General features: G+C 58.7%; 12 protein-coding genes. 5 read left to right on the top strand and 7 right to left on the bottom strand.

Features of this window, described 5'->3' with window-relative positions:
• Positions 1-52: 52 nt before the first annotated feature.
• Both JZI28_RS09950 and JZI28_RS09945 read right to left on the bottom strand, forming a co-directional pair.
• Positions 53-352: a septum formation initiator family protein gene (locus JZI28_RS09950; RefSeq protein ID WP_295451485.1), complete on the bottom strand. Its 300-nt coding sequence runs from the start codon at positions 350-352 to the stop codon at positions 53-55.
• 259 nt (positions 353-611) lie between these two features.
• Entirely contained in the window at positions 612-1,808 is a 1,197-nt protein-coding gene (locus JZI28_RS09945) for a phosphoglycerate kinase (RefSeq protein ID WP_375700028.1), read from the bottom strand.
• 137 nt (positions 1,809-1,945) lie between these two features.
• On the opposite strand from JZI28_RS09945, the gene JZI28_RS09940 reads away from it, so the two are divergent.
• Both JZI28_RS09940 and JZI28_RS09935 read left to right on the top strand, forming a co-directional pair.
• On the top strand, positions 1,946-2,452 hold the full coding sequence (locus JZI28_RS09940; protein WP_295451490.1) for a peptidylprolyl isomerase: 507 nt from the start codon (positions 1,946-1,948) through the stop codon (positions 2,450-2,452).
• Positions 2,445-2,990, top strand: a complete 546-nt coding sequence (locus JZI28_RS09935) for a peptidylprolyl isomerase (RefSeq protein ID WP_375700027.1) — start codon at positions 2,445-2,447, stop codon at positions 2,988-2,990. The genes JZI28_RS09940 and JZI28_RS09935 overlap by 8 nt, the downstream gene beginning before the upstream one ends.
• 54 nt (positions 2,991-3,044) lie before the next feature.
• On the opposite strand, the gene JZI28_RS09930 is transcribed toward JZI28_RS09935, so the two are convergent.
• The 5 genes from JZI28_RS09930 to JZI28_RS09910 all read right to left on the bottom strand — a co-directional run bounded on the left by JZI28_RS09930 (position 3,045) and on the right by JZI28_RS09910 (position 7,619).
• Positions 3,045-3,563 (bottom strand): hypothetical protein, encoded by a 519-nt coding sequence (locus tag JZI28_RS09930; protein ID WP_375700026.1) that lies wholly within the window; start codon positions 3,561-3,563, stop codon positions 3,045-3,047.
• A gap of 183 nt (positions 3,564-3,746) precedes the next feature.
• Positions 3,747-4,319, bottom strand: a complete 573-nt coding sequence (locus JZI28_RS09925; RefSeq protein ID WP_295451497.1) for a polymer-forming cytoskeletal protein — start codon at positions 4,317-4,319, stop codon at positions 3,747-3,749.
• Positions 4,309-5,640, bottom strand: a complete 1,332-nt coding sequence (locus JZI28_RS09920) for a M23 family metallopeptidase (RefSeq protein WP_295451499.1) — start codon at positions 5,638-5,640, stop codon at positions 4,309-4,311. Before JZI28_RS09920 ends, JZI28_RS09925 begins: the two co-directional genes overlap by 11 nt.
• A 307-nt stretch (positions 5,641-5,947) precedes the next feature.
• Positions 5,948-6,787 carry a ferritin-like domain-containing protein gene (locus JZI28_RS09915; RefSeq protein WP_375700025.1) on the bottom strand — a complete coding sequence of 280 codons (840 nt, stop codon included), beginning with the start codon at positions 6,785-6,787 and terminating at the stop codon, positions 5,948-5,950.
• A 367-nt stretch (positions 6,788-7,154) separates the two neighbouring features.
• Positions 7,155-7,619, bottom strand: coding sequence for a peroxiredoxin (locus JZI28_RS09910; RefSeq protein ID WP_375700024.1), 465 nt, complete (start codon positions 7,617-7,619; stop codon positions 7,155-7,157).
• Positions 7,620-7,856: 237 nt separating this feature from the next.
• On the opposite strand from JZI28_RS09910, the gene JZI28_RS09905 reads away from it, so the two are divergent.
• From JZI28_RS09905 to JZI28_RS09895, 3 genes are all read left to right on the top strand, one after another.
• Positions 7,857-11,144, top strand: a complete 3,288-nt coding sequence (locus tag JZI28_RS09905; RefSeq protein WP_375700023.1) for an AsmA-like C-terminal region-containing protein — start codon at positions 7,857-7,859, stop codon at positions 11,142-11,144.
• A 77-nt stretch (positions 11,145-11,221) separates the two neighbouring features.
• Positions 11,222-12,292, top strand: a complete 1,071-nt coding sequence (queA, locus tag JZI28_RS09900; RefSeq protein WP_375700022.1) for a tRNA preQ1(34) S-adenosylmethionine ribosyltransferase-isomerase QueA — start codon at positions 11,222-11,224, stop codon at positions 12,290-12,292.
• Between the two features lie 192 nt (positions 12,293-12,484).
• Positions 12,485-13,759 (top strand): MFS transporter, encoded by a 1,275-nt coding sequence (locus JZI28_RS09895; RefSeq protein ID WP_295451511.1) that lies wholly within the window; start codon positions 12,485-12,487, stop codon positions 13,757-13,759.
• Positions 13,760-13,778: the final 19 nt, after the last annotated feature.

The following is a 13,778-nucleotide window of genomic DNA, read 5'->3' as shown; positions in this document are numbered from 1 at the left end:
TGTTCAACAGCCAGATCCGTTAGCTGTGACACAGGAGGGGTGCAAAAAGCGTTTAACGGATAACGATTTCGTCAGCGCGCAACAGGCCGAGCACCGAGCGCGCCTGTTCATCCAGCAGGTCCAGATCGAGATAATCGTCGGACAGGCGATGGGTGAGATTTTCGATCTCGGCAATCTCCAGGGTCAGGCGATCAAGATCCAGACGAAGCTCATCGGCTCCGGCCTGGATCTCAACCCTTCTGAACAACCCAAAATCACCCTGCACCGCCGCAAAGGTAAAATATGCGCCCAGCGCAAATGCGACGACAAAAAAGACGAACGAACCTAGGGAAGGCTTGTGGCTTCGGGTCAATGGAAGTGCCTGTATGTTTACTGCTCAAGTCTGCTGTTGGGCCAGTTGTTCCGGCCTCTGACTTTGTTATGGCATATGTGATTCGCTTTGTGAATCCCCTTTTAACGCCGCGGGTACAGAATTTTTCGCCTTAAGGTTTTGTTAAGGATTTTGCCTTGCAGACCAAATCGATAGCCGCAAAAGACAAACCACCGATCCCAGGGAAATCCCGGATCGGTGGTCGTAGCCTTGCCTTTGCTGCGGTGGGGCGCAGGGTGCCTTAATCGTGCCGGCTCAGCGCGGCAACACCGGGAAGGGTTTTGCCCTCCATCCATTCCAAAAAGGCGCCTCCGGCTGTGGAGATATAGGTGAAATCCCCCGCCGCGCCCGAAGCGTTCAGCGCCGCGACCGTGTCGCCACCGCCTGCCACAGCTGTCAACCGGCCTGCACGGGCCAGCGCTGCGGCTTTCAGGGCTGCTGCATTGGTGGCGGCATCAAAGGGCTCAAATTCAAAGGCGCCAAGCGGGCCATTCCAGATCAGGGTTTTGCTGTGTTCAAAGATGTCATTGATCACCTTCAGGCTTTCGGGGCCTGCGTCCAGGATCATGCCATTGTCTGGGCACTGATCTGCGGGCAGCACCTGGTGCGGCGCGTGGGATTCAAATTTTTCGGTGACCACAATGTCGCTGGGCAGGATGATCTTGCAGCCGGTCTTCTCGGCCTTGGCCATGATCTGCGCGGCCGTGTCTTTCATCAGCCGCTCGGCCAGGGAAATGCCCACGGACAGGCCTTTGGCGACAAGAAAGGTATTGGCCATGCCGCCACCAATGATCAGATAATCGACCTTTTCCACCAGATTGCCCAGCAGCTCCAGCTTGGTCGAGACCTTGGCGCCACCAACAACAGCCGTCACCGGGCGGTTCGGCGCACCAAGGGCGCTTTCAAGGGCCTGCAGCTCGGCCTGCATCAAGCGGCCCGCGCAGGCGGGCAGCAGTCGCGCCAGGGCCTCGGTGGAACTATGGGCGCGATGCGCTGCAGAAAAGGCATCATTGCAATAAATGTCGCCCAGCTCTGCCATGGCAGCGGCCAGATCCGGGTCGTTTTTAGTTTCAGTGGCGTGGAACCGGGTGTTTTCCAGCAGCAGCACTTCGCCAGGCTGCAGGGTGCTTGCGGCCTCCTTGGCGCCTTCGCCAACGCAATCGGCAGCAAAGCGGACGCGGGTTTCAAAGGCACGCTCCAAGGTTGGGATCAGCTGCTTCAACGACAGGTTCTCGCGCCGCTCGCCGCTGGGGCGGCCAAAATGCGCCAGCAGGATCGGCCGACCTCCGGCTGCCAGAATGTCTCGCACGGTGGGCGCAATGCGGCGGATTCGGGTGGAATCGGTCACCACGCCCTCCAGAAGAGGGACGTTGATGTCCACACGCACCAGGACGCGTTTGCCGTTCAGATCCATATCGTCGAGTGTTTTCCAGCCCATCAGAGGCTCCTCTGTGCAAATATCGCGGGTAATCACGCTGTTCTTTCAGCGCTTTTTGGCCGTCAGTCAATGCTCCCTTGGCAATTGCGAGCGCTACCCTTAACTATCGTTGCAAATTTTGCAGACAGGAGGGCCTCATGGCCGATATCAAAGATCCAGAAAACACCGTGATTGTTGAGCTGAAGGATGGCAATGTTGTCATCGAATTGCTGGCGGATGTGGCCCCCAAACATGCCGAGCGCATGAAAGAGCTGGCGCGCGCAGGTGAGTATGACAACGTCTGCTTCCACCGGGTGATCGACGGCTTCATGGCGCAGACCGGCGATGTGGCCAATGGCGATATGGAAGACGGCTTTAACCTGCGCGCGGCTGGCACCGGTGGCTCGTCGCTGCCAAACCTGCCTGCTGAGTTCTCCAGCCTGCCACATGACCGCGGCACTCTGGGCGCTGCCCGCTCCGCCAACCCGGATTCGGCCAACTCGCAGTTCTTCATCAATTTCAAAGACAACCATTTCCTCAACAATCAATACACCGTCTATGGCCGGGTGATTGAAGGCATGGAGCACGTTGATGCCATCGTCAAAGGCGAGCCCCCTGCGAACCCGGATCGTATGATCAGCGTCAAGGTGGCCGCAGATGTTTAAGCTGGCAGCCGTCTTTTCCCTCCTGGCCAGCTCGACACTGGCGGCCGGGCTGGAAATCCAGATCGAAGGCGAGGCCAATGGCACCGTCAAAATCGACCTGTTTGAGGATCTCGCCCCGAAACATGTGGAACAAATCACTGCTTTGGCAGCTGCGGGCAAATATGACGGGGTGGTGTTCCACCGGGTGATTGATGGCTTCATGGCGCAGACGGGCGATGTTCAGTTTGGCAAAACGGGCGGCGACATGAGCCGCGCCGGCATGGGCGGCTCTGATCTGGCCGATCTGCCTGCCGAATTTTCTGAACGCCCCTTTGATCGCGGTATCGTTGGCATGGCGCGCTCACAAAATCCCAATAGCGCCAATTCGCAGTTCTTTATCATGTTCAAACCTGGTCATTTCCTCAACGGGCAATACACCGTTGTTGGTCAGGTGACTGAAGGCATGGATGTGGTAGATGCAATCAAACTGGGCACCGGCGGCAATGGCTCTGTTGTGGGCAAACCCGACATGATGAGCAAAGTGACCGTCACCGAGTAAGGTATTGGTTCCCTGGTCCTAATCACCGGGGAACACTCAGATCCTAGCTGATCTTCAAACCGCGCTGGACCTCCTCCAGTGCGGTTTTTGCGGCTGGGTCAGGGTGCCGCTGCCATATTTGGTGATGCCCTGAATGAGGCTGACAAATACGTTGAAATGGCTTTGGGCGCTCAGCTTATAGAGCCGACGTGACAGCCGCGAGGTCGCCTGCTGTGGGCCGCCGCATTCCTGCATGATCCATCGTCCCAGCAGAACCAGCTCTTCGGCATCCTGATGCGGGATCTGCAGTTCTTGGCGCAGACCACGCACCAGGGCTTCTTTTTGTTCGGCGGTGGGATAGTCGTCAAGTTCCAGAAAGCTGGCCCCAAGGGCTGCCAGAGCAATCTGTGGATCCTCAATGGTTTCGGCGGGATGAACATTGCTGCGGCGTTGAAAGCCAAATCGGCGTGCGGCCAGACGAATGTCCTTGGCAACATCGACCAGATCATGGCCCACCTGCGCCGCATTGCGCGCCCGTTGGATCCAAAATACGGCAGCCGCCAAAACGGCCAGTGCACCTAGAATAACCGGCATGTGCCACACCAATTTTCTTTATAGAATACCTGACACCTATTACTCTCAAGGGGTGAGCGCTGAAAACTAAAATTTCTTAATCCAAAGCGGATCTGAGAAAAGAAAACCGCCGCAGAGCCGATCTGCGGCGGTTTTTATCTTTCACTCTGTTCCCCAGGGCCCAGAGCCAAGTCAGCCTATGGGTTAGCTGTCAGCCTTGGCTGCGGCTGTTGCCGCTTTGACGGCCGCCGAGGGGGCTGAAGAAGTCGAGGCAGGAGCTGCTGCTGTAGGCGCAGCAGCTGGCATGGCCTTTTTGCCGCCAGCGGTCAGCGGGTCATCCTGACGCTGAACCGAGCCTTCAAAATGGGCTCCGCTCTCAATCGCGATGGTCTTGTGGATGATGTCGCCTTCGACACGGGCAGTGGCGGTGAGCCGCACCTTGAGGCCGCGCACCCGTCCAACAACACGACCATTAACCACAACATCATCAGCAATCACTTCGCCTTTGATGGTGGCGGTTTCGCCAACGGTCAGCAGGTGTGCGCGAATATCGCCTTCGACGGTACCTTCGACCTGAATGTCACCCGAGGTTTTCAGATTGCCGGTAATGTGCAGATCCGAGCTCAGCAGCGATGCGGGCGGCTTTGCCTTTGGGGCAGAGGGCTTATAATCGCTTGCAGGTGCAGCAGCAGGTGCGGATGAGGCCGCAGGAGCCGCTGTGGGGGTTGCCTCGGCCTGTTTAGGTCCGGGCTCGTTGATTTTGCTTTTAGAAAACATTTCTTGCAGCCTTGATATAGATCATCGGGTTTACGGGTTTGCCATTGACCCTTACCTCATAGTGGAGGTGGGTTCCGGTGGACCGTCCGGTCGTACCCATATCAGCAATGTGATCGCCGCGCGAGACCCTTTGGCCCACCTTAACGCGCAGATTTGAGTTATGAGCGTATTTCGTCTCAATCCCAAAGGCATGCTGAATGGTAACAAGTTTGCCATAACCGGATTGCCAGCCGGCATGGGTGACGATGCCATCGGCGGTGGCAAAGATATCGGTGCCGGTGCGGCCGGCAAAATCAGACCCTTTGTGCAGGCGACGGCCGCCGGTTTTAGGGTCACGCCGGTAGCCATAGCCCGAAGACTGACGCACCAGGTTCAGATTGACAGGGGTGGCAAAAGGCGCCTGCTGGGCTGCCATCCGGTAGAGGTTCAACTGGTCCAACTGATTGAGAATCTGGTTGGCGCGCAGCTCATCCGCGGAGGGTTCCTCACCGCGGGTGGACAGGGCTAAAGGGGTGAGCGGACCGCCCTGACCGCTATATCCGCGACGCACCTGTTCCAGAATACGATCTGGCGGCATGCCGGCATTTTTAAACATCTTGTCCAGGGGGGCCACCGATACGGCAACCGCCTCTTCCAGTTGGCGGAAAATCTGGTCGTTGCGCTCGTTGAGCAGCTCCAGCTCCAGCTCCATTTCGGCGCGCTGTTCCAGGGCTTCGCGGGCGTCGTTTTCTATCTGATCACGCTCAGTTGCCGTTTCCGACAGGGCAGTAGAGAGGAAATCCATCTGCAGGGGGGCAGCTGCTGCCGCCATGGGCGTGTCCCAATCTGCCTTGGTGTCCTGGCGCAATTCTTCCAGTTCGGCGCGGGTTCCGTCACGCTGGGTCATGGTCTGTCGTAGGGTTGTCTGAATGACCTCGATACCGGTTTCCAGCTCCTGGCGCCGGGTTTCGGAAGTGAGCAATTCTGATTGCATCATGGAAATCTGCGCCAAGGCAGCGTTGAACCGTTGCTGCGCCGCCAAGGCCTCTTCGGCGCGTGTGTCACGTTCGTGCGCGATATCGTCAATCCGGGCACGATAGGTGAGCTGGTCTCGCTTGGCCTGTTCGCGAAAGTTGCCGGAACCAATGCTATCCATCAGGACAATCGCCGTGGCGACAATAGCCCAGGCAACAAAGGCCACCATCCCGGTGACGGCGACCAGCTGTGTGCCCGGTCGCAACCGGATAAAGCGGGTATCGGTATCCGATTTCAAAAAGACCCGGCGTTCTGGAAAAGTGCTTTCCAGAAATGAGTGTATCCTAATAGCCAGACGTGTTCGCACGTGCGGATCCTTGTCCCATCCCTATTTCGCAGAGCCGTTGCCATCCCCAGCTGCAGAACTCTGCGCAAAATCATTAGCCATGCGGCAGCCCGTGGGCAAGTGTGAAGGCGGTTTTTGGATGTGCTCCCATCGGTTTGTCCCGATGGGAGGCGGATTTGGGCGGAATATTGCCAGTGGAACAGGCGCTGTGGGCGGCTATCTCTGCGGCTGTGGTTGACCCGAATTATGCTGCTAGAGAGCAGCCATTAGGAGCCTTGCCTAAGCTTTTGCGCAAGATGGCTGTTGCAGCTGTTGTCGATTGACGCGGTCAGACCCCGGCAATTGGTTTGATCTGATCTGCAAGTGGCCAGTAGAAATCTGGCGGAATACCGGCATCGGCACGCTTTTCTTCATTGAAAGGCGGCTTCAGCGTGCTGCGGAAATATTTCCTGACCAGGCTGTGAAAAACCTCCTTGGGATCCAGATTGTCCCGACCACACAGGAAATAGAACCACTTGGACCCATAGGCCACATGGCTGACTTCCTCTGCATAGATCACCTCCAGCGCCTCCACCGCCTGGGTGAGTTTTGCCTGGCGGAAAATCTTTATCATGCCGGGGGTTACATCAAGCCCGCGCGCCTCCAATACCATCGGCACCACGGCCAGGCGCCCCATCAAATCCTCGACGGTATCTTCAGCGGCCTGCCACATGCCCCGGTGGGCCGGCAGGGCACCGTAATAACTGCCAAGTCTTTCCAGACAGTCGCACATCAGGCCAAAATGTTTGGATTCCTCATCCGCTGCCTTGACCCAATCATCAAAGAACCCCATCGGCAGGGCGACATGGGAAAAGCGCGCAATGATATCCCAGTGCAGATCAACCGCGTTGAGCTCAATATGGGCAACTGCATGCAACAGGGCGATGCGACCGGCCTCAGATCCGGGCTTGCGCTTTGGCACGTCGCGCGGATTGAGCAGCTCAGGCTTTTCCGGGCGGGCCGGGTGTAGCGGCGGATTGGCGGTACCGATCTCTATTGCACAGGGGTCCTGTTTGCGGGCGGCAAACCAGGCTGCGGCATGGCGGCGTGACAGGGCGGCCTTTGCGGCGCCATCGGCGGTGGTCAAGACCTCATTGGCCATCTGTGCGAGGGTAAGTGGAGCGGTCATATGAGATCCTTACAAACAAAAGGCGAAGGGCACAAAAGTGCCAGAGAGTTTCAGAGAAAGTTCCATAGGGAAGCTGTCGTAAATCCGCGCCACTGCAGCGCGGCTGCTACCCTTTCATCTTACGACAAATACCTCGGAGTGTGAGGCAGAGCCTCACGTACCTTGGGGGCGCGCTTGACGCCAGCCAAAGCCTGGGCAAAACAACAGCAAAACCAGGGCGGGCCGGGCGCAAATCCATTGACCCCAGCTTTTCTGAACTGCACAAGATTTAGCCGCAGACCTAAGGAGACCTGATAAATACCCGGCTGTTACACCGGACTATAACAGGGACTGGGCTATTGCAGAGGCTGACCTATGGCAGACTGGGCTATTGCAGAGATTGGGCAGCCTCCAGCACCTCTTCCACATGACCAGGAACCTTGACCCGGCGCCAGACGCGGGCAATGCGCCCGTCGGCGTCAATCAAAAAGGTCGAGCGCTCAATCCCCCAGTGCTTTTTGCCGTACATGTTTTTTTCTTTCCAGACCCCGTAGTCTTCACAGGTACTGGCTTCCGCATCGGACAATAGCGGCGTGGTCAGCTCGTGTTTTGCGATGAATTTATCGTGCTTTGACACTGTGTCTTTGGAAATTCCAAAAACCAGGGTGCCGGCATCGGCAAAGCCTTGCAGATGGGCAGAAAACCCGATGGATTCTTTGGTGCAGCCCGGGGTATCATCGCGGGGATAGAAAAACAGAACAACGGCTTGGCCTTTTAACTCTGCAAGAGAGACGTCACCGCCGCCATCACGGGGCAGGCAAAACAGAGGGGCCTGATCAGTTGCATCGAGCATTTATGTGGTCTCCTGAACATGTGGGGGCGCAAACCCTTGGCTCCAGATGAGTGGACCCCGAACGGTTTGGCAAGGGCTGTCTGATATAGTTAGGCTATCGTGGCCAAAGGATAAACACTGATCGAACCAGTTGGGGAAAATGAAGATCTCGTCGCGCGTTCTGTCGATGAGCTTGTGGGGCAGCCCGCGCAGCGGCGCAGGCCGCGGCGTCTGCGCGCCCTGCGTTGGGCTATCCGGTTGCTGGCCTTTTTGTGCTTTCTGGGGGCCGGGGCGATCTATTTTGGTATCGGCACCCGAATGGATGCGCCACAGTGGCTGCGACAGCGCCTTGAAACCCGTATTGCGCAGGATTTGAATGGGCTGACGCTTGAATTTGGCGATCTCAACTTTGTGGTAAATCACGGGTGGAGACCCCGTATCGGGATGCGGGATGTTACCCTGCGTGCGGCGGATGGTACGGCGATCGTGCAACTGGCCGATGCCGAAATTGCCATGGCAATGCGGCCCCTGCTGCGGGGCAAGATCCAGCCCAAACGCATTTTTCTCAGTGGGCTCTATGCCAGTCTGCGGCGCGAAACCGATGGGATTGCGCTCAGCCTTTCCCAGGAAGGCTCGCCGCTGCGTCAGGCCGCCAACCTGCCGCAATTGATCGAACAATGGGACAGCCAGTTCGAATTGCCGGTGCTGTCGTCTCTGACCGAGATTTCCACCGATGGGGTAACCCTGCGCTATGAGGACGCGCGGCTTGGCCGGGTCTGGACCCTGGATGGCGGCCATGTGCGCTTTACCCGCCAGGCCCAGGCCTTGACCATTTCCTCAGGCTTTTCAGTGCTGAGCGGGCGTCAGGACGTGGGCGCGGTTGAGGCGAATTACAAATCCGATATTGGCGATGCCGCCGCCGAATTTGGGATTCTGGTCAGCGATATCGCCAGCGAAGACATCGCGGTGCAGGCGCCGGCTCTTGGCTGGCTGCAGGTGCTGCGGGCGTCGATCTCGGGGTCCTTGCGCGGCGGCATCACCAGCGAGGGCACTTTGTTGCCTCTGTCAGCCAGCCTGCAAATCGGCGAAGGGGTGATCCAGCCCTCGCCGGAAACCCTGCCCATTCCGATCCACGGGGCCCATAGTTATTTCACCTTCTTTCCTTTGGAACAGCGCCTGCAGTTTGATGAGTTGAAGATCAACAGCGGCTGGGGCTCTGGCACCATGGAGGGCGATGCCGAGCTGGCGGGGATCTCGGACGGTCGGTTGACCGATCTGGTGGGGCAGTTGCGGTTCACCGATCTCACCCTCAATTCGCGCGGGCTTTACTCGGCACCGCAGGTTTTTGAGGGCGTGACGGTGGATTTCCGGCTGCAGCCCGATCCCTTCCGTTTTCAGCTCGGCGAGATGCTGGTCGAGCATGAGGGCCGCCAAATCCGTTTGAATGGCAAGTTTGAAACCGGTCCCGAAGGCTGGGAATACGCCCTGGATGCCCGGTCTGACCACTTGGACCTGGCGCAGGTGAAATCGCTGTGGCCCACTGGGGCTGCGGAAAAGCCACGCCAATGGGTGCTGCAAAATGTTTTTCAGGCCCAGGCTCAGGACGTGAATTTTGCCCTGCGCGGAAAAGGCCGGGCAAAACCGTTTTACGCGCTGGATGCCAATTTCACCAATGCCGATGTCAAATTCCAAAAACACATGCCACGGGTAAAGGACGGCGCCGGTCATTTTAATCTCTATAACACACGAATGGTTGTTGTTGCCTCTGCGGGTACGGTGACCGCAGATGAGGGGGGCGAGGTGCAGGTCGCCGGAACCTCGTTTATTATCCCGGATACTTCGGTGCGCGATGGCACGCCGGGGATCGCCCGGGTGGTGGCTGAAGGCACTGTGACAGCAGGGCTGTCGTTGCTGAACCGTCCGCCGCTTTCCATTTTGGACAAGGCGCAGCTGCCGGTTGATCTGGCTGACGGGCGGGTGCATGTGGTCGGTACTTTGGCCCTGCCGCTCAAACCAGAGGTGCTGCCCGAAGAGATCAAATACCACTACCAGGGCACCGTCAGTGCGGTGCAGAGCGACACTTTGGTCCCCAACCATGTGGTGGCAGCGCCGGTTCTGGTGCTGCGCGGCGATCAGGGGCGTGTGGCGCTGTCGGGGGCGGGCAGCCTGTCGGGTATCCCGGTCACCGCAAACTGGAGCCAGGCCGTGGGACCAGAGGCCAGCCCGGCCAGTCGGGTGACCGGCCAGATCGAGATCAGCCCGCAAGCCATTGACACCCTGCAAATTGGCCTGCCCAAAGGCACGGTTACAGGCCGGGGGCAGGGGCGGTATCAGCTGGATCTGGTGCCCGACCAGCCGCCGCAGCTGCAGTTTAGCTCCGATCTCGCTGGGTTGGATCTGCGCATTCCCCAGATCAGTTGGCGCAACCCCCCGGAGCGCCGGGGGCAGCTGGATATGGATGTCACCCTGGCAACGCCCGTCAAGGTCGATCGGCTGAGCCTGCAGGCGCCGGGATTGCAGGCTGAAGGCTGGATGACCACCAAGGAGAGCGGCGGGCTGCAGCAGGCGCATCTGAGCGCGGTAACCGTCGGCAACTGGATGCGGGGGACAGTGAACTTTATTGGCCTGCGCAATGGGCTGGCAGAAATTCAGGTGACCAGCGGCACGCTTGATCTGCAAAAGGCGCCCTTTTCCGGTGAAAGTGGCAGCAGCACCGGGGCGGGCTCTGGGGGCGGTGCACCGTCCGGGCCGATCTCCATGCGGCTGGAGCGTCTGCGGGTCACCGAAAGCATCGCCTTGAGCGGCTTTGCGGGGCGGTTTTCCACCCAGGGCGGGCTTAATGGCCAATTCACCGGCAAACTGAATGGCGCCACGCCAGTCTCTGGGGTCGTGGTGCCAAAACCGGGGGGCATCGCCACGCGGATCCGCGCCGAGGATGCAGGTGGGGTTTTTAGGGCCGCAGGCATTTTGCGCCATGGTGAGGGCGGCAGCTTTGACATGACGTTGGTGCCGGCAAAACAGCCGGGTGAATATGACGGCGAGATCAACATCAAGAACACTCGCATCAAAAATGCGCCCTCCATGGCGGCGCTGTTGAATGCAATCAGCGTCATTGGTCTGGTGGATGAATTATCCGGTGGCGGCATCCTGTTTACCGGGGTCGAGGCAAAGTTCCGGCTGGGTTCGACCCATCTGACCCTGCATGAAAGCAGCGCGGTCGGGCCATCTATGGGACTGTCGATGGACGGGATTTATGATCTGAACTCCGGCGCGCTGAACATGCGCGGGGTGATCTCGCCGATCTATATCATCAATGCCATTGGCCGGGTGGTGTCGCGCAAGGGCGAGGGGCTGTTTGGCTTTGCTTTCAAGCTGCGGGGCTCGGCGGATGATCCAAAGGTCAGCGTCAATCCCCTGTCAGCGCTGGCCCCTGGCATGTTCCGCGAGATCTTTCGCGGCAAGGCGCCCACGGTGCCAGGCGCGCCAGTGGAGGAGCCGCAAGAGCCTGCCTCTGAGCCGCGCAGTTTCACCGGCGGTGAGCGGTAAGGGCGCTTGTGACTTTGTCGCGCTGGCGCCCTGCAAGACCCATGGCCAAGCCGGGAGAAACCCCTTAAAGGGGCGGCATGAAACTCAGCGATTTTGATTTTGACCTGCCCGAAGATTTGATTGCCACCCGCCCGGCTTCGCCGCGCAGCGCGGCGCGATTACTGGTGGCCACGCCGGATCAGCTGACCGATGGTCATATGGCGGATCTTGTTGACCTGTTGCAGCCTGGTGACCGGTTGGTGCTGAACGACACCAAGGTCATCCCGGCGCGGCTTTCCGGCCTGCGCCACCGCGACACCGCCCAGGGCAAAATGGCCGCCAAGGTCGAAGTGACGCTGTTGGATCCCAAGGCTGATGGCAGTTGGACTGCGTTGTTGAAGCCGCTCAAGAAGGTCAAGCTCGGCGAGGTCGTGGTGTTTTCCGAGGTACTATCAGCTGAACTGGTTGCCGTCGCGGACGGGCAGGGGCAGTTGCGGTTCAACCTGACGGGCGATGATTTTGACGCCGCCCTTAATGCGGCGGGTGCGATGCCGCTGCCGCCCTATATTGCCGCCAAACGATCCGCTGATGATCAGGACAAAGAAGACTACCAGACCGTCTGGGCCCGCCATTCTGGTGCGGTCGCCGCGCCGACGGCCTCTTTGCATTTTGACCAGGCGCTGCTGGCGGCGCTCAGCGCCAAGGGGGTGCAGTTCACCTATGTGACCCTGCATGTGGGCGCAGGCACTTTTTTACCGGTAAAGGTCGAAGATGTGACCAGCCACAAGATGCATGCCGAATGGGGTCGGGTCAGCCCGCAGGCCGCGGCTGAGATTGCCGCAACAAAAGCTGCGGGTGGCCGGGTCATTCCGGTGGGAACCACCGCCCTGCGCCTGATCGAGAGCGCAGCGCGTTCTGGTGCGGTGCAGCCCTGGGAGGGCGAGACGGATATCTTTATATATCCGGGATTTACCTTCCATGCAGCCGATGCCTTGATGACCAACTTTCACCTGCCAAAATCCACCTTGTTGATGCTGATCTCGGCGCTGATGGGGCAGGAGCGGGTGCGCGAGATTTATGATCACGCGGTAAAAAGCGGCTATCGTTTCTTTTCTTATGGCGATGGGTCGCTTTTATTGCCCCAAGAGACGAATACCGTGCAGAAGTGATGCAAATGACGGTAGACAAGCGCGGCTAGTTTCCGCACTGATGTAAGCCGGAAAACGCACATCATTCGCCATCAATCGCAACCGACACCCGCCTTTGGCTACAAAGGCACCCCGTCAACAACATCAGACGGGCAAGCGACTCTGTTACACTTGTTTCAGGGACACTTGCCCAACGGTAAAGGAGACATCGCTATGCTGCAGGTTTTGTCGAGCGCTTGGGCGCTACTCTTGGGCATGGGCATGCTGATGATCGGCAATGGCATGCAGGGCACCATTCTTGGGGTGCGGGGCGCCATGGAGGGGTTTTCGACCCTGCAGATGTCTTTTGTGATGTCGGCCTATTTTGTCGGCTTTCTGGGCGGGTCGCGCCTGGCGCCAGAGATGATCCGCCGCGTTGGTCATGTGCGGGTCTTTGCGGCGCTGGCCTCGCTGATCTCGGCGGTCATGATCCTGTATCCTGCGGTGGCCAATCCCATTGCATGGATGCTGGGGCGGGCGCTTATCGGCTTTTGCTTTTCTGGCGTGTATGTCACTGCGGAAAGCTGGCTCAACAATGCCTCTGACAATGCCAACCGGGGCAAGGCGCTGTCGCTTTATATGATCGTGCAGACGATGGGCATTGTTGCGGCGCAAGCGCTGATGTTGGTGGGGGATCCGGCAGGATATGAGACCTTTGTTATTGCCTCGGTGGTGATCTCGGTCTCCTTTGCGCCAATTTTGCTGTCGATTTCACCCACCCCGGCTTTTGACACCACAAAACCGATGTCGCTGCGTGAACTGATGAATGTTTCACCGCTTGGCTGTGTCGGTATGTTTCTGCTAGGTGGGGTCTTTTCGGCTCAGTTTGGCATGAGCGCGGTCTATGCTGCCGAGGCAGGGCTGACCCTGTCGCAGATCTCCATTTTTATTGCCACCTTCTATATCGGTGCCATTGTCCTGCAATATCCGCTGGGCTGGATGTCAGACTGGATGGACCGCCGGGTTCTGGTTCTTGTGGTCTCGGCTCTGGGCGGCGGGGCTGCGCTCATGGGGATGATGATGGGCGGGTCGTACAGCTTTTTGTTGCTGGCCGCCTTCTTTATCGGAGGCATGTCCAACCCGCTGTATTCGCTGCTGATCGCCCATACCAATGACTATCTGGAGCACGATGATATGGCGGCGGCCTCTGGCGGGCTGGTGTTCATCAACGGCTTGGGCGCCATTGCCGGGCCGGTGATCACCGGCTGGATCATGAGCGATGCAGTCTTTGGTCCGTCGGGATATTTCCTGTTCATGGCGGTGTTGCTGATCGCCCTCGCAGTCTATGCGCTGTATCGCACCACACAGCGGGCAGCGATTCCCGCGGACGAAACCGGGATTATGTCACCAATGACACCCAGCGGTTCGCCTGTGGTGGTGGAGTTTGCGCAGGAATATGCCATTGAGACCGAGATCGAAGAGCAAGAAGCCGCCAGTGAGGCCGGCTGATTGCGCTAACCATATGGCT

It is taken from the genome of Pseudophaeobacter sp. TrK17 (genome assembly GCF_042192375.1).
GTDB lineage: Bacteria > Pseudomonadota > Alphaproteobacteria > Rhodobacterales > Rhodobacteraceae > Pseudophaeobacter.
This window is presented reverse-complemented; position numbering and strand designations above follow the sequence as displayed.